12 protein-coding genes and 1 pseudogene are annotated in these 19859 nt (G+C 40.9%); 5 read left to right on the top strand and 8 right to left on the bottom strand.

What is annotated here, in order from left to right; genetic code table 11:
- From TJ79_RS06180 to TJ79_RS06160, 4 genes are all read right to left on the bottom strand, one after another.
- A partial coding sequence (locus TJ79_RS06180) for a DUF5695 domain-containing protein (RefSeq protein WP_238322841.1) occupies nucleotides 1-3242 on the bottom strand: 3242 nt, incomplete at its 3' end.
- Nucleotides 3243-4464: 1222 nt separating this feature from the next.
- Nucleotides 4465-4743 carry a hypothetical protein gene (locus tag TJ79_RS06170; RefSeq protein WP_238322839.1) on the bottom strand — a complete coding sequence of 93 codons (279 nt, stop codon included), beginning with the start codon at nucleotides 4741-4743 and terminating at the stop codon, nucleotides 4465-4467.
- Nucleotides 4744-5383: 640 nt separating this feature from the next.
- On the bottom strand, nucleotides 5384-6175 hold the full coding sequence (locus tag TJ79_RS06165) for an ABC transporter ATP-binding protein (RefSeq protein ID WP_040949412.1): 792 nt from the start codon (nucleotides 6173-6175) through the stop codon (nucleotides 5384-5386).
- The gene (locus tag TJ79_RS06160; RefSeq protein ID WP_052339329.1) at nucleotides 6175-7338 is read right to left on the bottom strand and encodes an MFS transporter; all 1164 of its coding nucleotides are present in this window, start codon (nucleotides 7336-7338) and stop codon (nucleotides 6175-6177) included. The genes TJ79_RS06165 and TJ79_RS06160 overlap by 1 nt, the downstream gene beginning before the upstream one ends.
- Nucleotides 7339-7673: 335 nt before the next feature.
- Between TJ79_RS06160 and TJ79_RS06155 the strand changes: the two genes are divergently transcribed.
- Nucleotides 7674-8369: a FadR/GntR family transcriptional regulator gene (locus TJ79_RS06155; protein ID WP_040949410.1), complete on the top strand. Its 696-nt coding sequence runs from the start codon at nucleotides 7674-7676 to the stop codon at nucleotides 8367-8369.
- Between the two features lie 705 nt (nucleotides 8370-9074).
- On the opposite strand, the gene TJ79_RS06145 is transcribed toward TJ79_RS06155, so the two are convergent.
- The gene (locus tag TJ79_RS06145; RefSeq protein ID WP_040949408.1) at nucleotides 9075-9671 is read right to left on the bottom strand and encodes a TetR/AcrR family transcriptional regulator; all 597 of its coding nucleotides are present in this window, start codon (nucleotides 9669-9671) and stop codon (nucleotides 9075-9077) included.
- A 181-nt stretch (nucleotides 9672-9852) separates the two neighbouring features.
- Here TJ79_RS06145 and TJ79_RS06140 point away from each other — a divergent pair, with 181 nt between their 5' ends.
- A complete protein-coding gene (locus TJ79_RS06140; RefSeq protein WP_040949407.1) occupies nucleotides 9853-11853 on the top strand; it encodes an oxidoreductase in 2001 nt (666 codons plus the stop codon).
- A 582-nt stretch (nucleotides 11854-12435) separates the two neighbouring features.
- Here TJ79_RS06140 and TJ79_RS06135 read toward each other — a convergent pair.
- The 3 genes and pseudogenes from TJ79_RS06135 to TJ79_RS06125 form a co-directional block, all read right to left on the bottom strand.
- The gene (locus TJ79_RS06135; protein ID WP_040949406.1) at nucleotides 12436-13167 is read right to left on the bottom strand and encodes a tyrosine-type recombinase/integrase; all 732 of its coding nucleotides are present in this window, start codon (nucleotides 13165-13167) and stop codon (nucleotides 12436-12438) included.
- Nucleotides 13168-13799: 632 nt separating this feature from the next.
- Nucleotides 13800-14058 (bottom strand): annotated as a pseudogene (locus TJ79_RS28005) (MBL fold metallo-hydrolase); the annotation flags it as partial.
- A 1047-nt stretch (nucleotides 14059-15105) separates the two neighbouring features.
- Nucleotides 15106-15951 carry a hypothetical protein gene (locus TJ79_RS06125; RefSeq protein WP_238322838.1) on the bottom strand — a complete coding sequence of 282 codons (846 nt, stop codon included), beginning with the start codon at nucleotides 15949-15951 and terminating at the stop codon, nucleotides 15106-15108.
- An 894-nt stretch (nucleotides 15952-16845) separates the two neighbouring features.
- On the opposite strand from TJ79_RS06125, the gene TJ79_RS06120 reads away from it, so the two are divergent.
- The 3 genes from TJ79_RS06120 to TJ79_RS06110 are packed head-to-tail and all read left to right on the top strand — an operon-like array spanning nucleotide 16846 to nucleotide 18606.
- Nucleotides 16846-17073 (top strand): hypothetical protein, encoded by a 228-nt coding sequence (locus TJ79_RS06120; RefSeq protein ID WP_040949403.1) that lies wholly within the window; start codon nucleotides 16846-16848, stop codon nucleotides 17071-17073.
- A 39-nt stretch (nucleotides 17074-17112) separates the two neighbouring features.
- A complete protein-coding gene (locus TJ79_RS06115) occupies nucleotides 17113-17997 on the top strand; it encodes a hypothetical protein (protein WP_040949402.1) in 885 nt (294 codons plus the stop codon).
- A gap of 12 nt (nucleotides 17998-18009) precedes the next feature.
- Nucleotides 18010-18606 carry a stalk domain-containing protein gene (locus tag TJ79_RS06110; RefSeq protein WP_040949401.1) on the top strand — a complete coding sequence of 199 codons (597 nt, stop codon included), beginning with the start codon at nucleotides 18010-18012 and terminating at the stop codon, nucleotides 18604-18606.
- Nucleotides 18607-19859: the final 1253 nt, after the last annotated feature.

The following is a 19859-nucleotide window of genomic DNA, read 5'->3' as shown; positions in this document are numbered from 1 at the left end:
CTATAGATGCGGAAATCGTCGATTTGGCCGTTAAAATACGGATCTCCCGCGAACTGCGATCTGCCGATCCAGTTATTCGTTGTCGCGCCAAGGCTAGACGGATTCAGCGTCATGTTCGTATTCGTCGCCACTAGCGCGCCGTCTACGTACAGATTTCCGGTCGTTCCGGAAATCGTCACCGCGACGTGCTTCCAAACGCCTGTCGGGAACGCGGTCGTCGTATTGATCTGCTGCTCCGCGCCGTTACCGCCCGTAGTTATCGTGAAACGAAGACCCGCCCCACCCGGCTGCGGCGACAAGAACATGTAATTCGTTGTACTGGAGCCGATATCGAAAATACGCATCCAGCTACTCAAGCTGTTCGCTTTCACCCACATTGCGATCGTCATGTTCGTCGTGCCGTTTACGATACCGGTCGGCATGCTGACGTAGCCGTCCGTACCGTTCAAGGTCACAGCGTTACCTGTCTGACCCGCCGTGAAGGTCGCACCGCCGTTCAATGCACCCGTTTTACTATTACCGGACGAGTCTGCTGCCGAAGTGCCGCTCGATTCACTGAAATCATATTGAACGAGCTTTTCCGGAACCGTCGTCGTCCCTTGTTGCAGTTTGATATCGTAAGTTGTCGCCGTGCCGATACTGAGGTTGACCGTCGTCGTACCGTTCGCCGTCGCGTTGACCGAGCCGACGACCGCGTTGTTGACGAGTATTTGGTAAGTTCCCGCGGCAAGCCCCGTGAATGTTACCTTCGTCGTATGTGCCGTCCCCGGCGTTACGTTTTGCAGCGTGAAGTTGACGGAGTTTTTCGCCAAGGCGACAGTTGCGGCCGTATACTTGTCGCTCTCCAGCGTCATGTTCAGCTTCTCCGTAATCAGGTTCAGCTTTTGATTCACGCCGTCTTTCGGTGTAATGCTGTAATTACCGCCGCTTTGCGTCACATCACAACCATACCCGTACAGACCGAAGATCGGATCGACCGCGACGTCAGAGCTCAAAATCCGGATCGCGCCGAACAGGCCGAGGTCCGCTTCGCCGGACATGCCGCGCCAGCCGTTCTGCAGCGCGCCGCCGCCTACGCCTTCCGCGCCGTAGTTGCCTTTCTCCGCCTGATACGTCCAGGCGACCGCGCCGATGTCGGCCGCGTCCGAGCTGATCTGGCCGGAGTTAATCGCGCCGATGTTGGCGATCTTCGCCGCGTAGGACAGCCGCTGATCGACTTCCGGACTCGTCGAGTTATTGCGCACCCAGTCGTCCATCGCATAACCGGCCAATGAAACGGTGTACTGGAAGTTCCACCAGTTTTCACCCGTGATTGTGACTGGATCCGCATAGTAATACCACACTGGCATTTGGCCGCGGGACGCGCGGGTTTTTGCGTTGATCTTGCTCATCATCGTCGTGTTATTATTCATCTTGGCGAGCGTGTACACCGCTTCCTCGCCCGTGTTGTCGTAGTTGTATTCAGAGCCGTACGGGTACGTCGTGTTCTTGAAATTGTTGTACTTCGTCGCCATCTTGCTGATGACGTCGTTTGCCTGCGTTGTCATGCCCTCGTCCTGCAGCGCCTTGATGAGCTCCGGCGTCGTCGACTCGCCCATCAGGCCGGTGTTCCAGTTGTAGGCGACCGCCCCGTCGTACAGCGTTTTGAAAATGTTACAGGCGCGCGACAGGTACGTCGTTCTCGGGTTCGCGTACGTGACGAGATTCGGGTACAGCTTCTCGATTTTGTACATGCTTAAGAACGTGTTGTAAATGTGCGGATACGCGTAGCCGCGGTATTGCGGCGTCGTATTTGGCGCCGGCATGAGGAAGTCATAGATAAGGTAGTCGGTATGGTCCGTCGCCATCAGGTTGTTCCAGATCGTCGTCGTCAGATACTGGTCGACGGCCGTAACTTCGGAGGCGACCGGCGTCTGCACGTTTTTCTCCGCCAGGAATTCCGCGTGGGTATAACCCCAGTCGTCGCCCCAGCCCCAATAGCCGTTAAAGACATTTCGCTTCGTGTTACCGTCCATGAGCCAGTCGTCGAACGCCTTGTCGCGAATGTCTCCCGGAACGTTCCACTGCGTGCTGTTGACCATAAATGTCGAGTGGCGCTGTAAGGCGTTTGCGATCGGCTCGATCGCGTAGTACTGCAGCACCGTTGTCTCGCCGCTGCCGTACGTGACGGTAATGTTGTTCGGACCGAGATGGCTCATCGTCAGCGAGTAAAGCTTGTGATCCGTGCCCACCGTGCCGAGGGAAGCAATCGTCGTCTCAGACGGATATTGGGCCGTGACGGACACGATCGCCTTGGACGTATGCAGGTCGAACTTCGCCGTCTGGTTCGTCGGCACGATCATGCCAGGAATCGAAGTGACGTCGACCATGCCCTCGCTGTAGAGGCGGTCCTTCACGCCTTGATCGTTCGCCACCTTAAAAAACTTGAATGCGTACGTCTTGCTCGCACCGGCCGCGAGCGTCAGGCTCGTGTTCGGCAGGTAGCCCGCGTTCGTGCTCTTGATGACGTTGGAGTGGATGTAGAAGACGTTCAGCCCTTCGGACCAGCCGCCTTGATCCCCCGCCCACTTGCTGCCTGGGTGGTCTTCGATCCTCCAGCGATCCTGGTACTCGAAGCCGGCGCCGGTTGTCGCATCAGGCACCATCATGAGGAAAGGACCGACGCCGCTCGGGCGGCCAATCGTGATATAAGAATTGTTGTTGCCAACGAAGGAATGGGTAACAACGCGCGTTTCATAAATTTGTTCGTTATTGCCGCCCGACCAGTATTCGTTGAATGGAAGCGGCAACCCGACGTCACCGAATTCGATCGTTTGCGTACTCGTGTTTGTCAATTCGATTTGCCACAGCAAGTAATCGTTGACAAGCGAATACTTCTCGACTAGACGAAAGTTTTTTACACCGTTTGCGTTCGTGGAATTCTGATAAGTGATCGTAGCTGTTGTGCCGGATTGGCTTTGCGTCCTACCATCCGACGAACTTTGGGTCAGAGCGGTCTGCCAGGCACCTGTACCAAGGCGGTACTTGAACATCAGTTCTCCAACCCATTGGTGATCAGACGTATTTTGCTGTGTAGCGTTTGTTGCGTTCATGACGTAATTCGTTGGAAAAGTATCGCCGACCAGTTGCAGAGAAGTTATTTCTCCGTTCGAGCCGGTTTGTACATTAAACGTGCCGTTCGTCAGCGAGTAGGCAAGAGCAGATTTCGGAATCAACAAGATGCACGCGGTCATTGCTGCCATAAAGAAGACGATCAGTAACGTACGCTTTGACAGTTGCAATAACGGATGTTGGCTCAAGAATGTCTCCTCCATTCATTTAATGTTTGCATGTGTGGTCCTGCATCGATCATTAACTACCTCCGCTTCTGGTCAACTAAATAACGATCTATGGAATCGGCTAACTTATACCTACCACCTCCCTCATAGAAATGAGTATTGAAATTATAAAGAGCACCCTACCGTCGCCAAAACTCTCTTAGCGTTACTGGGTGCTCTCTTCTTGATGTCATTAATGCGCGTGAGTAATTTCCATACGTTTTACGCATTACGTGACTTCTTTTTTGCTATATGATTCTCGCTATCCCTGAGTAAAAATCTAAACGCTTCAATATAGGAGCAAAAAATATCTAATTGCTTTGTGCCCGGCTGCTCTATTTGATTCTGAACTCTACGATTCCCGCGAAGCACTCTTCCATTTTGGTCGAGTTCAATAGCCATTGTAAAAATAGTACAAGTAGATAATCTAGGTGTCTGCACCAAGAAGAAACCCGAAAAGAAAGGGTGCATTCGGTTGGCTCATCCAGTTGCACCCGGATCAGAATCCTTCTATCCCATGATACAAGAAAGCGCTTTAATTGTATTTTGACATGAGTTATCTTTAAAAAAAACAACGTATTCCAACCTAATTTTAAGCTATTTCAACCTTTTACATAGCCATCTGGGATTTTGACTAGCTCCTTGAAGCACGTCTTTATCCCAACAATATATTAAAGAGAAATATGGAGGCATCGCATTTCAAGACGAGAACGGACATATATGCTATCGATTTCGATCCCTACACGCTCCTTCAGCTTTGCGTGATAATGTGGTTCTAGACTCTTTATCGCCGGACAGCAAAAAAAGTCCCGATATTAAATTAATATCGGGACTTTTGAGAGCAAATTGGCCAGTTGCAAATTGATTTCGTTAGTTACATTCACTATTTTTTTGATTCATTACAATAAACTATTGTTCTCATGCACCTTGATAATACTGAATTTTTTGAAAAGCTTTTATTATCTGAATTACAATAAAGTATTGTTCTAACTTGAACTTAACAACCAATTTGCCTGTTTTTCAATTACAATAAAGTATTGTTTTCAAAGTCGTTGATAACGCTTGTTATTTCATCAATTTTCATCAAGTGTACGTTTCGGCTTAGGTACTGATTTAAAGGTGAAGCGAGACACCGTCTCTAGTTTGTTTATATTGAAAGAATACCCCTTAGCGTCTTAAGGTCATTTCTCATCTGGTTAACTGAGTCTCTATTTTCTTGAACAACTTCTGTCAGATTACAAATGACTTTTTTAAGACGATAGGAAATTAACTCTTCTGAGCTGTCAGCAGCTCCACCGTCTTCATCAAAGTTAATAAACCCATAATACACTTCAATTTCACCACAAGAAATTCGTTCTTCATTCTTGTGAAGTTCTATCCAAACCGAATCCGAGTCATCATCCCTTGGATCAAGTTGACCTTCCACGGAAAGTGTAACTATATCGCCCTCAAGATCAGTAAAGTTAACCAACTCATCAATTTCGAAGTAATCCTTGTATTTAATACTATCTCGAGAAGATTCTAAAGCTTCTAATGGACATAGGTGATCATTTACAAATTCTAAAACAGCCTCTCTTACTTCTTCTTCGGTGAAACTAACATGATGTTTTATTTTTAAGAACGGTGAATGTTCATTATAAGTCTGAACCTTTGCAATTAAGTCCGCGATAGTTTTTCCATTGCAATCAGTTTCAAATTGGTAATACTATCTCAGCACTTAGTGAAGAAAGTAAAGAATCAATCGTACTGATTGAAGAGCGATACAAAAAAGATGCTGCTCAAATAAGCTATGTCCATTTCATATCGAGGATAAGGAATCTTGGGCAGATGCAATGATAATTGAAACTATTCGAGAGTTTTGATTTGATAAAGAGATAATTTTGTCAATTAGTTCTTTATGCTTTTCTTTTACTGACGCATTGAGCCCATCTTGGTATGCACTATCGTATGCATCATTCAGCAAAATACAGACCGTTTCAGCTTAGACGGGCTGAATAAATAATTGCAGCCAGCTTAGCTGGTTTTTAGTATCTTGTCATGAAACTTTTCAATCTTTTCCACGTAAGTTACCCATAATTGGAATTACTTATCGGTAGCAGCCACGTACGTCCATTACGTCGTTCAACATCTACTGGAGCGTCAAAAAAGTCAGATAATATATCAGTATTTAGGAGATCGAAAGTATTTCCAGATTTAAATACTGTACCCTCTTTAATCAATATAATTTTTCCAAACATCGGCATAATTTCTTCTACATGGTGAGTTACAAATAACAGGGTAGGCGCATCCGGTTGCTTCGCAATATTGTCAATCATACTCAATAACAACTCGCGCGCAAACACATCAAGCCCTGTACAAGGTTCATCCAAAATAAGTAGTTTAGGTGACGACATTAAAGCGCGAGCAATGAGTACACGTTGACGCTCTCCTTGTGAAAAGGTATCATATTTACGGCTAACTAGCTTTTCACAACCAAGTAGTTGCAATAAGGTGTGCGCTTTCGTCAAATCAATGTGTGAAAATTCGTCGTATAATCCGATAGTAGCAAATTTTCCACTTAGTACAATATTTAGCGCTGTCTCACTGCCATATAATCTCTGTTGAAGTGATGAGCTAACCCAGCCTATAGATTTACGTAGTTCCCTTAAGTCAAATTCTCCGAATTTGTGCCCTAAAACAGATATTTTGCCCTTCGTTGGCCAGATATATCCATTAATCATGTTGAGTAGAGTGGTCTTTCCAGAGCCATTCAATCCGACAATGCACCAATGCTCCCCCGGTTGAACTTGCCAATTAACATCTTTTAAAATGATGGAATTATCTCGAACCCAGCTCACATTTTCAACATCTATAATCATCAATTAGGTGCTCCTTCCTCCACTCTCTTATTCCCTATTACCAAGCTAACAACAATTGAAATAAGACAGATTATAGATAAACCAATAAATGAAATTGGATAACTACCAGTGATGTCATGCAGCCACCCTGTAATAATAGGACCTATCCCGGATATAATGTATCCGCCAAACTGCACCATAGAAGTCCATGAACTTGCATCCTCAGCATTGTCGGTTTCATCAAGAGGGAGAAGAAGAGCAAGATAGAATAATCCGCTAGTACTAACCCCTAGTAAGACGGCAGCAACCCAAGGTATAACATGACCATTCATAAAGCTAAGAATCAATAACCCTGACAACAGTATAATTGAATTTATCAACATCCAAAAAAGACGATTTGAATATCTAACGAAAAATATAGGCATTAAAATTGAAGTCCCTAATTGAACGAGTGCTAGAACAGTAACCACAGTGCCAGCCAGAGTCTCCGAAAGATGATTGAATTGAGAGATAGGAGCGATCCAAGCAGTAATAGAATAATTTAGGCAACCTTGCAAACCAAAGAAAAGCATCACCAATAGCGCTCGTTTGTTTCTCCAAGGAAACGGCTTTTTTATTTTTTTTACACTCATATTTTGATTAGCAGAGTTCTTTGTAGCAAAAATCCATAATGCTGTGGAGATAAGAACCAAAACAAACCACAAAGCAAGGGCAGCCGGCCATTCAATATGAAATTTATTTTTCAAAGGAATTGTTAGGCCTGCACCCATCGAAGCTCCGAGACCTATTCCAGCCGAGTAAACACCAATCATAACATGAGCATGAAGTGGGAAATGCTGTTTGATGAAACCCGATAAAGAAGGTCCAATGATCGCTAATCCTATACCTATTAATCCTGCAGTCATTATAAACAATGCTACGTTCTCAGCGAAAAAACGTAAAGCTGTAGCAGCAGCAATAAGTATTAGGCACATAGTAACTGTTCGTTCAAGCCCAAACTTTTGAGTGAATTTTGATGTTAATGGAGCGAATAATCCCATACAGATGACAGGAATTCCCGTTAGAAGACTTATTGTTGTACTGCTAAGTAAAAGATCGCTTTGAATGGTTTCAAGAAGAGCTGCAATTGAGGTAATGGATGTCCTTAGATTAACCGAGACAAAAAGTATCGCGATGACCATCATCCAAATTTTCCTCTTTTTCATTAAAACACCTACTCAAATAGGAAATTTAATTATGTTTAATAAATTATAGATATTGTTACAAGTGATTATTTAATGAATAAATAGTAATACATCAGACGTCTGACGTCAATTTCTGTTTTACTAAAAATACGCACTCACAATAACCCTGAAGTACTGTCTTTATAGAAGTTTGATATAAAAATACATATGATGTATTATATTTTTTTGGTTGAGCTAAGGGATAATTAATATAAGTTATTTATTTCATATGGGCTCATAAACTTTTATACTTTAATAGATATCTCACAATTTAGCTAGATTTTGGAGGGGAATTAATGAGTAAAGAGCTATTTAAACCAGTACAAAAACGTAAACTTGTTGACGAAATACTTGAACAACTCCAAAACAAAATTTTTTCAGGGCAGTTTAAACCAGGAGATAAATTACCAACGGAAACTGAGCTCATGGAGCAATTATCTGTCGGTCGATCAACCGTTAGGGAAGCAGTCAAAATTTTAGTTCATGCAGAAGTCCTACAAGTAAGACATGGAGATGGGACTTACATAAAGTCAGTAAAACATCCTGAAAGCTACTTAAAATCAGCAAAAAGATATAATGAACAACATATATACGAAGTTAGGAAAATGCTTGACATGCAACTTTGTGAGATAGCTGTTGCAAACCGAACAGAAGAGGATTTAGAAAAAATGCAAACTTATCTAACCCAACGTAAAAAAGCACTTGATTCTGGAAATTATGCAGACTATGTTGAAGCAGATGTTTACTTCCATTTTGCATTAGCTCAATCAACACAAAATGAACTCTTTATAGATCTATATCGTGACTTTTGTGCAATACTCAAAAAGTATCTAAGTAATTTAATCGTTAAGGATATCCGTCAATATGATGATAGCACTGTCATACACGAACAGTTACTTCTGGCAATAAGGGAAAGAAACGTCGAAGAAGCAAAGTTACTTACATTAGAAAACTTGAAGCAAATTTCAGGAGAAAAAGATAACATAATATGAAGTATTAACTTGCCTTACGTAGATGTGTTCTGAAAATACGATGACAATAAATAGCTGCAACAGCCCATCATCCCTAGCCTCCAACATAGCGATAGGACGGTATGCCTTGATTCGAAACGATGTAGTGCTCCGATCCCCCGGACTCTCATCAGAGCGTAACCTCCTCTAATTGATTCTCTCTACCCGGTAAGGACTTATTCGCAAATAATGTGGCAGACCGTGCAACTATGGTATCACCCATCGTCGTAAAGTTTTGTAAATCAATAAACAATATAAGAGAAGCCTTAAATCACTCAGGCTCCCCCTAGATGTATTATTTTTTTAACTCAAAAATGTTTATCATTGTGCATAAGTAGTTGAAAGTGTCAACAATATCATACAAAAAGCATGTGCTTCTTTTATCGATCATACAAAAAGCATGTGCTTCTTTTATCGTCATTTTAGGAAGTAACTGTTCAAGTTCTATGATAACCTCAGCAGCTCCTAAAGAGTCCAAATAACCAATGTTTTCAAAGGAACTAGTCAAAGTGCCGGCGGCCCTTCTTGTGTCAATTTCACTTTTAACTTTATGAATGGAATTATCGCGAAACCCATAAATTGCTTCATCTTCATCTGTAAACGAAGATAAAGAAGAGCAGTTGCAGATTCCTTTTCAATCATCCCCACTGTTTCCCTACTGTTTCAAACCCACCCTTTTTTAGTGCATTATATCGGATTCCTAACAAAGGTTTCTATCATTCTTGTCATGTACTGCCGCATTTTTAATACCAAATTATAGTCACCGTCATGCAAACACCAATCATAAATAACCCCTCTTGCAGCAATAAACAGAAATTCAGTTGTATCTTCAGGGGATATCGTATTGTCTAGCTCCTCAGAATCTTGTCTTTTTTGAATTATTGCTTGGAGGCTTGCTTGCATATACCTTCCTTTAGCAATAAACAACTTATTATTAGTTGTATACAATTGCTTAATTGTTTCCAAACCTAAACTTTTATTATATTCAGCATAAATTTCAAAATAACACACAAGTTCTTCTTTGACATTTTGGTAATCCCTTATGGTATTAAACTTCTCCCAGAAGTAACTATCCGCTTGATCATACATTTCAACTAATATGTCGCTTTTAGTTTTGAAGTAATTATAAAAAGATCCAATGGATACACCTGCATGTTCACAAATATCCCTAATTTTTATATCTTCTAAATCATTTGTTTTCATAAGACGCATAGCACTATTATAGATATCTTTCTTCGTTTGTATACTTTGCATCTGCCGTAAATTTAACTTTTTTGGTGCCATCCATGATTCCCCACTCTTAAATATTTATATAAATTGTATCACACTTTCATGGTGCAAAAAAAAATATCATCTAAAGTTCCCTGCTTGTGAAATTAATCACTAAATATTTCACTGTACAGTTTTATACTGAACATATTCAATGAACGTGTTCACTTAATTTAAAATGAAGGGATGACCTAGATTGAAAGAAGAACACAAAATCTTATTCACACCTATGAAGATTGGTAAGTTGGAGCTGAAGAACCGATTTGTTATGGCACCGATGGGCCCTGGTGGCCTATGTAATTCGGATGGATCCTTTAATGAACGTGGAATTGAGTATTACGTAGAACGGGCAAAAGGTGGTACGGGCCTTTTAATTACCGGTGTAACCATGGTAGAAAATGAAATTGAGAAGTGCGCATTGCCTTCTATGCCCTGCCCTACTTTGAATCCTTTACATTTCATAACTACCGGAAAAATGATGACTGAACGGATTCATGCTTATGGCGCTAAAATCTTCTTACAACTATCGGCTGGTTTTGGACGTGTAAGTATTCCATCTATTGTAGGCAGAACTGCCGTTGCTCCGTCTGCTATTCCTCATCGGTGGTTGGACGATGTAACCTGCCGTGAATTGAAGATTGAAGAAATCCGTACTTATATTCGCAAATTTGCGGAATCTGCCGCTATTGCAAAAAAGGCAGGCTTTGATGGAATTGAGATTCATGCCGTTCATGAAGGTTATTTGTTAGACCAGTTTGCTATCTCCTTCTTTAATCGCCGGACTGACGAATACGGTGGATGCCTTGAGAACCGGTTGCGGTTTGCTACCGAAATTGTGCAAGCTATTAAGGCAGAGTGTGGCCAAGACTATCCGGTTTCTCTACGTTACAGCATTAAAAGTTTTATTAAAGATTGGCGACAAGGCGGCTTGCCTGGCGAGGAGTTTAATGAACAAGGCCGCGATATTAAAGAAGGTATTGAAGCAGCAAAAATACTTGAAGCCGCTGGATATGATGCTTTCAATGGCGATGTAGGATCCTACGATTCTTGGTATTGGTCTCATCCACCAATGTACCAAGTCAAAGGGTTGTACTTACCTTACAATGAGATTTTAAAAAATAATTTAACAGTACCTGTTATTACAGCAGGCAGAATGGAAAATCCAGATCTCGCCAGCGAGGCTATCCGAAAAGGCCAAACTGATATGATTGCCCTAGGTCGTCCGTTACTCGCTGATTCGGAAATACCTAACAAAATTAAGAATGAACAGATGAATCGTATTCGTCCTTGTCTTTCTTGTCAGGAGGGATGCATGGGACGGCTGCAAACTTTCGCTGCTATCTCCTGCGCCGTTAATCCGGCATGTGGAAGAGAGAAAGAGTATGGCATTGAACAAGCCACTACTAAGAAAAAAGTATTCATTATTGGTGGCGGGCCTGCCGGCTGTGAGGCTGCTCGTGTTGCTGCACTTCGTGGGCATGAAGTTACGCTTTATGAGAAAAGCGGCAGATTGGGCGGCAATATGATTCCGGGGGGAGCACCTGATTTCAAAGAAGACGATCTTTTACTTGCTGCTTGGTATGAAACAGAATTAAAGGACCTCAACGTCAATGTTCATCTAAATAGTGAAGTAACAAAGCAGTCAATTTTAGATAGCAAAACAGACGTTGTGATATTTGCGACCGGGTCTACTCCTCGAGTATTTAACATTGCAGATTCTAAAAATGTTTATACAGCAGAAGATGTACTGCTCGGTAAGCATGATCCTGGAGAATCCACCATTGTTGTTGGAGGTGGTCTAGTCGGTTGCGAAACTGCACTTTGGCTAGTTAATCAAGGGAAAAAAGTGACCCTCGTTGAACTGCAGGATGACATTTTATCTGTTGGTGGCCCCCTCTGTCATGCTAATGAGGATATGCTCCGGGATTTGGTGAATTTTAAAGATATTAACCTGCTTACCAATACCGTGGTTTCTGGATATACTGAAAAAGGCTACACTCTAAAAAATAAAAATGGTGAAGAGATTATTCTTGCTGCGGATTCTGTCATCTTGGCAATTGGCTATGCACCTCAAAAATCATTATATAACGAACTTCAGTACGAACTTTCTGAAACTTACCTTCTAGGTGATGCTAAGCAAGTACAGAACATCATGTATGCCGTTTGGGATGCTTACGAAGTGGTTAGAAACGTTTAAACCATATCCTAAACGGGTAGGAGGCTACTCATTAATAGCAGCCGACTTCCCTCCCACCTTACGTACCGTACGGTATACGGCGATTCCTAGGTTATATTGAACCTTGTCGATAGAAGTCTGTGAAATATAGGAATACAAGTTGCTTGAAGGCGTTGTTTCCAAGGAACTTGTTGATGATTGGGCTGTTGGAGATTCTCCAGTAGCCTTTTCTTGTGTTGGCGTACTCCCATGCCTACTGGGCGTTGATTCCACGTATTTTCAGGTTTCAGTAGACGCTAGTACCTATGGTCGTCGACAACTTGAGGGAAGGATGGAATAACGGACCATGTAATTAGATTAATAAATCGGATTATATGGTAGAAAAACTTGCATCGAGAAATAGTCATTGGCACTTATTTTTGGAGCTTGGTTGAGTTGCGTCGTGATGGTGCAAATGAAACGTATTTTGTCAGCAACTTAGGGAATACAACAACTGCATTCTAAAGAATAATATCCGATCCAGGCCTTGTCGGAGGACAAGAAAATACATCGATAAAAGACAAGAACTTGCATCATATCCTCCCCTTTTTGATTAACTACGCATCAGATCCCGAAATCATTACATTTCGAATAAACACCAATCATATCGGTGATCGATAGTCCCAATTGCATTTCTCCAGTTGTTATGCAATTTAAGTCTAAGTAATCAAGGATAAACGTTTGTCTAATTCGATTTGCTGTAATTGCTGATTTACCAAATGCGTTTGCATATTTTTCAATTATTAAACCTAATGCTCGTCTAGTTAACCTAGAACCTTTAGAGTTTCTACCTCTTGTGAAAAATAATGGTGATTTTGAAGTAAAAATATTATCGAAGTCCGTCCTTATGTATTCATATAAAAGCCTCCTTGCTTTTTCTCCAAATGATATTTGTACTAAATGTTTGTCAGCTCCTCTTTTAGTTCTTCTTAAGCACGAAACTTGGTTATTATATAAATCAAGATCTTTACAGTCTAGAAGTCTAATTTCAGATATCCGGAGCCCAGTATCAGCAATCAAGGCAATAATTGAGGCATCTCTTAGTCTATTGGATTTATAGAAGAGTGCATCATGGGAGTTTTTCGTGATGTATCCTTGATATACAAAATCAACAAAACTCATAATCTCTTCTCTTGACTCGTTTATTTCATGTTTTCGAGAAATCTGATTCCGTTCTTGTTCAACTCTAAGTACTTTTATAAACTCATTATGTTTTAAGAGATAGTCTCCTGTTTCATCTTTAGTGAAGAGTAAGAAAGAGAATATGGATCTCAATGAATAGATTTTTCGTTTCATTGACCTATAACCTTTATCACGTAGAAATTGAACATATTGCTCAATGTCATCTTTACTTAAATTGTTTAAAAATGACATATTAATCAATGACATTTCTTGAGTTGGTTTATTTCGAAATTCAAATAGCCATTTGATAAAATATTCAAAGTCTTTTATCTATGAGATTTTTGTTATAGGTGCTAGTTCGTGTTTTTCATTGCAGAATCTCTTGATAAACTCCGGGGAGCAACTTAATAATATTCCAAGAGCAACTTGGTCTTCATCCATCTGTACCCTGAATATCAAAAATGCAGACGGCTCAATATCTACTGTGAAAGGCTCTGAAGTCAAGAAATAAATATCTAAATAGTTATGCTAAAATTACTTGAGTGTTGCGATATCCTACGTGAAAGTCAGAAATAGGCGCACCTATCGATGATCAAATTTTAATTAAAAATTTTTGCATTAAGGTTTCTCGCACCATGCAGCTCTCCTCACTGCTTAATGAAACGCGAAGCTATGTCAATTTCAAGAATGATGACTTTTCTGGTCGTTTGGCTATGATATTATTAAATGTTGATTTTCGAGCAAAGGAAAACCGCCTCATATAAATGCAGTGATTGAAAATCGTCTCCCGTTCAATGAACTACCGACTAAAACTGTACACTATACCCGTTAATTCGATGTATACCTGTTCTAAATAGAATAAGTTTTTTTCTTCAAAAAATCCATTGCAAGTTTTACTTCATCTAAAATTTTGGGATTTAGTCCGAGAGTATTATGCGAACCATATACGTTTGTAACATTAGCTAAACCAGCTATTCGCTATAAGGAGTTCACTAAATCATTAGGGTTTGTAGAAGGATAGAAAGCATTAACGGGGGTTTCATCATAAAGCAAATCGCCAGTAAACGCCTTCTCATGAATTTACTAAAGAAGCATGGTGTAGAAGGATAGAATGTTTTGCATCTTATTGCCTCATTTTGTGGGTAATCGGATCAGTACGAAATTAATCCCTGACAATGTCTCCTGATAAGTGTTAGAACTTCTCTTTTCTTCATTGAAATTCTTCGATTTTCCGATTAACCCACCTTACGTTCCCACAATTCAATTAATGCATGATCTGCCCCAATATCCGCCCGCGATTGTTCGACCAGGGTGAATAGCCGCGTAGTACCCGTTTATCCAACTGCAGAGTCTTTGTTAGTAACATAGCCACTACAACCGGCTCAGTTGGCCTCCTGCCCACCACATAATAGTAGACACGTTTCAAGTCATTCTCCCAAACGCTAATAACGTCTCGCGGCTGCTCTGTCTAGCGACACAAGCGATACAAGCTCAACGTTAGTAATAGGCAGATTCTCTTCTCTACTTGCTCCCATATTTCGGCGTATTAATGTTGACAACCTTCCTTGGCTATATGTAGCGGGTGATCACAAACAAGTTCGTAAGAGGATCAATATCTTTCTTGATGTGATACTTGTTGAATACGGACATTACATTCTGATCGGACATATTACCCCCACTTTAAATCAGGACGTCCATCGGTCCTCTCCGGCAAACTTTGGCATAATAGTTATGGTGAATCCTCTTTCCTATATCTCTTCACCGTGACCCTTGAGAAACAATATAATTAACCTTGGAAGCAGCTAAAACTATTCACCAAGAAGAGCGTGCTTCATGTTTTCTATTGTGCATATAAGTGACTCCAATTTTCCTAGTCAATTTCTCCAGAGGTATCATAGGACACGTAAATGGCTTCGGCTCTATGAATGTGTTCATAAAATGTCGGATAGACTTCTAAGAGTTTCGATCTCTTGCACATCTGTAAGAGTACTCGATATTGTGCGAGTTTTTCGATAGGAACTTTGTGTTCCTGATTAATAGGAGTAGTATATGTCGTTGCCGACTCCAGAGCTGGTCTCGAATTGTAAGGTATCTGATGGTGTTGATGCTCCATCATAATGGAACCTCCACTCGTCCTGATCCTGAACGAATTGAAGTGGATTGTTGCTTCTGACAATCAGCATGGATCTCATAAATTTTAGACCGGTATTGCATATAAACGTCCTCGATTGACGGATGGGAAAGGCCATCAAAATTCATGTTTAATAACACATTCTCCTTGTGACTCGGAAAAGTTGGTAACCGATTGACAAGGATGCTATGGTACTTTTTTGTCCACGAACCAAGCTTTTGCAAAATCCCGCCATCATTTAATTTCGAGATGTAATTGTACAAAGTGAAGATGTAATTTCCCTCTTCATTCGTAGTTCTCTTAATACGTAATATGCCATTCTTTCGAATATCCATAAACCGTTTTTTGGTATTGTCTAACCAGATACGAGGTTCTTTCTTTTTCCAGACACAATACTTATATTGACCTGCAATCTCGTTAAACACCCACAATTGCCACAATTGCGGAGGGGTGACAATCAAATCGGAGAGCTGAAGGTTCAGTTGCAATATCCCTGGGAAATTCTCGACTGTGAAGCCATGCTTAAGACAAAGCTTGTGAAAGAGTTTCTTTTCCTCATCGGTAAACCGTTGCTGAAACGAAAGTCGATCTTGCATAACCTCTTTATAGGATTCATTAAGGGGTCTGTTCTTTCTTGCCTCATATTGCTGGATTCGTCGATTTTTTGCCTCGGCCCGTTTCAACTCTTCAAGGTTTCTGATTCCAGCTTCTTCAGCCTCCTGTTCAGCGGCCTTTCTTCTCCTCGATAGCTCATCTTCTTTTTGACGCTCATACTGCAAAAAGTCTTCAATCCAAAGTTTGGAGTCTCGAATTCGCATGCTTTCCATAGGAAATTCAAATGCTGTGGACCTAAACAGTGTACTATCAAATAATGACCCATCCAGAAGGATGATCATCTTCTGGGTTTCAGGATCAAGGTACTGTAAGCGGGAAGCTTGCTTGTGAAGGGCACTCTCCAATCCAATAACTCGAACCTTATCTTGCTCCTTACGATAGATGTCGGCACTTAATACCCAGAAGTCAATAACTTCAGCCGATTACAGCGAAACAATACTGTTTTCACAACGATCTCCAATTACATTGTTTCAAAGATCATCTTGTCCGTATTGATTGGATGGGCAATCACTCCGTTTTACCTCATTTATCTTATCTTCAAGATCATTCGCGCTACATCTAAATCATCGAAATCACAACGCAGCTAGAAGTAGTATGCGACTAGAAGTGACCAGTATAGCAAGAAGGAGGCAAAATGCCTCCTGTATTCAAACAAATTATGGATAAATAAAAATATTTTGTATAGAAAAGGAACTATATGTCAATATAAATTGTCTTATGGGATGAAGGGCTATTTAGTCCTTTAACAAATATCTGGAGGTGAGAGCTTGAAAAGATGAAATTTTCAGAGCTGTCTATCGCTTCAGTTATGCCTTTTGTGGTCGTCTTTGGCTGGCGGGGTTCTTGAAATAAACTATTTCTTCCTATCTATATACTCATTTGTATTTCCATTCAATACACAGCAAGATTAATCCTATGACTATACTAAAACGAAAGGACGTTGATATAATACCCAAAATGTAATCTTACTAGGGTAACGACTTGATTTGTGTAATAACCATTAACTTTTACAAGCTCTACCTTCTCATGAAGAAGAAATGAGTAGTACAGCATAAATATTTTTACTGTAGTTTAATCTAACAAACAATAAAGAGGAGTGTTTAAAAATGAAAAGAAAATTACTTCTTTGCTTAAGTATTATATTAGTATTAAGTTGCATATCTATACCAGCATTTGCCCAGACTAATGCTACACCAAGCATGAGCCCTACTGAGTATCAGACAGAATTAAAAATTATTGGAACATTGTTAGACCAAGACAAAACACCTGAAGAAGGTACTTTATCATACATGGAAAACGCAATTGGACAAAATGATATGATGAAGATAATTTAAAATTATAAAAGCGCTTATTCTGAGAAAGACGCCTATAAAATGGTGAAAGATAATTTAAAAAGCATCTATAAAGAAATTAAGAGCAATAACTTCTCTGAAGAACAGGCAAAAGCTTTGTTTGTTTCCGCAGCAAATTTAGAAGCAGGAACTGCAGTGAAGTCAGAAATGAAATTTTCATCAAAGATACCTGATTTTGCTCCAACTCACCCTGAGATTTTGAACTCAGATTATATATTAAGTGATATAAGTATTATGGCCGATACTGATAAAAGTACCAGAACTAGTTACGAGACTGGTGGCATTGGATATGAAGTCTTGTCAACTTCAGGATATAATAAAACAACTACTTTTCTAAATGCGGGTAGTAGCAATATAACTGCCCCATCAGGAAAAGCAGGATATATGTTCTATACTATTTATAGTAATGGACATTATCAAGATATTGGAATAGGCTACTTTAATGGACAATGGCAAGCAATTGCGAGTGGTTATTGGACAGGTTGGAAAACAGGTACAGTATCAATTGCAGCTGGTGATAAGCTTTATTTTAAGTTATGGATTGGTACAGACAACAATATATATTTCCAAATACTTGATGGAAACAACTTTAATAAAATATTATTCCAGAATAACTATTGTACATCTTCAAGCCCAATACCATCATCCGGAAGTGGCGTTAATTTTAATAGACAGATTACTTTAGTTGATACAGCGCACAACGCTACCTCTGGCCTATATTTGAAAGATGCAAGTTTCTCCCAAAGCTATCTTTATAATGATAGTGTTACTCAAATATTTGGTGATACCAACACAGATAAAAATAGAAGAGGAAAATTTGGATGCAGTTGGGTATCAGATAGCAAAGTTTCAATTCTTTCAAACTCTCATTGGGATAGTGAAAAAATATCAATGACAATGCAATAAGGAGGTCAATCAATGCTTAAAAAAGAACGGTTAATCAAAAGAATACACTTTATAGCAGGTACATTATTCGGTCTAGTGCTGTGTGTCATGATCATGAGCACAATGACTATGGCAAATGCGGCGAAGTTACCGATTGATACTCTGGGATATCCCATTTATGTAAATGGGAAAATGATAAAACTGAATGAAGCACTTATTAAAGATGGAAGAACATACGTTCAGCTCCGGGAACTCAGCAATCAGATGAATGTGACGGTTGATTGGATAGACTCAAAATACCATATGCTTCCTATTCCGGGTGGTAACCTTCCTGATGGGATCAATCTGACTATCCCGACTTTTATTTATACTGATGAAGTAACTGATTTTTATGATACTACTCAGAAAATTACTGCCGTAGAAATAACAGGAATATATCAGAAATACAAGACAGGTAACAACCTAAAGTATGCTTTTGGTGATGAAGGGCTTGTAGTTAAAAATGAGGGTTCTGAAAAAGTAATTCCCCTAAAATACAATCCTTCCAATGGCAGAATGTACTTATCAATAGATGAGTTTAGGGAAAAAGTACAACCTTATCTTGTAGACATATGTAATCAAGTAAAATAAAGAGCCGCGAAGATACATCCATAGCTTGATTGCTTTAGTTCGCCCCAGAATGGGCGTCATCTCTAGGTTGAGAGTCCCGAACGGGGGCTGGCGAACGCCTACCGTTAGCTAAGAGCAAGGGTGTCTGCCGTGTGGCAGAATCTGGAGGATTCATAAGGCAAATGAACGAGCTAGGTACACGAACTGGATTAGAGGCAGGGACAGACGGATGAGTTGCCCAGACACAACGAAATCCAAAGTCGCCAAGGTCTGTCCTTGAAAATTCCAGTAGTCGCGGGCAGAAAGATGACGTTCTTATCTGGGGAGGCCTGTGGAATACGCAAGTGACTTCGTAACCAGAGCCGAAAGGCTCTGCTGAATCCACAGGAGTCAGCAAGAGGCCATAGTGTGCGAGTACGGGACGCCAGAAAACGGAAGGGCCAAACCGAAGGAGAGAGGAAGCCGATGCATGGCAGGCCCAGCAACGGATTGCTGGGCTTCATTAAGCATTGGAGTATTGAATCACCAGTCAAGGCTAATAAACGCTTCGCGGCCTTGACTGGTTTACATTTAACGGTCAACAAAACCATCAAAATCAGAACACTTGAAACCATCAACCTTTGGATATTATGGAGTAGCAGAAACCAGCTCCTTCTTTTCTATTCATGCCGCTCAGCATGAATGTATTCACGTATAAGACCGTCCAACTTTTCAATCTTACAATTACCCCATTCAGGAGGCAGACAAACCGGATTGATTCCAAGCTTCCGCAACTTACACAGTCTACTGCTGAACCTATCCATACTCCGTCAACAAAAATACGGAAAAAATGGGATTTAGCTTTCCTTCTTTCCGTATTTATAACTATATTGCATGAACAAACTATTAACCACTTATCGGGTCGTAAATCACTGTCAATTCATCCAAAAGATTGGGAAGCTGTTGAATCCCCCATCCCACAGGAATTGTGACTGGGTTTATGCCCTTTTTTTTATTAGCTGGACAGCATCGTTGAAATGTTTTTTTCCGCCATCGTATTCTGACGCCACCCAACATAATCTTCCAAAAGCCTACATCAAAAACACCACTTAAAATGAATGTTCGGTAAAATAAAGGATTCGCCCGAAATACTTGGCCAGGCGGCTTCCATCCGATTAGATATCAGTTTACTTTCAATTGAAACTAGTGCGACGGAAGCGGCAACGACGGTGATCGTCCCGGCCGCAGTCAACCAACCGGTCAGCGACGGAATGCACTCGGCCGTATACCTCTCC

Origin of the sequence: Gorillibacterium massiliense (genome assembly GCF_000455485.1) — a bacterium.
In the GTDB taxonomy this organism is placed as follows: Bacteria; Bacillota; Bacilli; order Paenibacillales; family NBRC-103111; genus Gorillibacterium; species Gorillibacterium massiliense.
Note: the sequence above shows the minus strand (reverse complement) of the source record. Positions and strands in the feature narration are given on the sequence as shown.

What these genes read in the sequence shown, in the direction of transcription:
- TJ79_RS06155 (WP_040949410.1), top strand. Translation starts at nt 7,674, where the DNA reads ATGAGTAAAGAGCTATTTAAACCAGTACAAAAACGTAAACTTGTTGAC.
- TJ79_RS06120 (WP_040949403.1), top strand. Translation starts at nt 16,846, where the DNA reads ATGAAAAGAAAATTACTTCTTTGCTTAAGTATTATATTAGTATTAAGT.
- TJ79_RS06110 (WP_040949401.1), top strand. Translation starts at nt 18,010, where the DNA reads ATGCTTAAAAAAGAACGGTTAATCAAAAGAATACACTTTATAGCAGGT.
- TJ79_RS06125 (WP_238322838.1), bottom strand. Translation starts at nt 15,951, where the DNA reads ATGGAAAGCATGCGAATTCGAGACTCCAAACTTTGGATTGAAGACTTT.
- TJ79_RS06145 (WP_040949408.1), bottom strand. Translation starts at nt 9,671, where the DNA reads ATGGCACCAAAAAAGTTAAATTTACGGCAGATGCAAAGTATACAAACG.
- TJ79_RS06135 (WP_040949406.1), bottom strand. Translation starts at nt 13,167, where the DNA reads ATGAAACGAAAAATCTATTCATTGAGATCCATATTCTCTTTCTTACTC.
- TJ79_RS06165 (WP_040949412.1), bottom strand. Translation starts at nt 6,175, where the DNA reads ATGATTATAGATGTTGAAAATGTGAGCTGGGTTCGAGATAATTCCATC.
- TJ79_RS06115 (WP_040949402.1), top strand. Translation starts at nt 17,113, where the DNA reads ATGGTGAAAGATAATTTAAAAAGCATCTATAAAGAAATTAAGAGCAAT.
- TJ79_RS06160 (WP_052339329.1), bottom strand. Translation starts at nt 7,338, where the DNA reads ATGATGGTCATCGCGATACTTTTTGTCTCGGTTAATCTAAGGACATCC.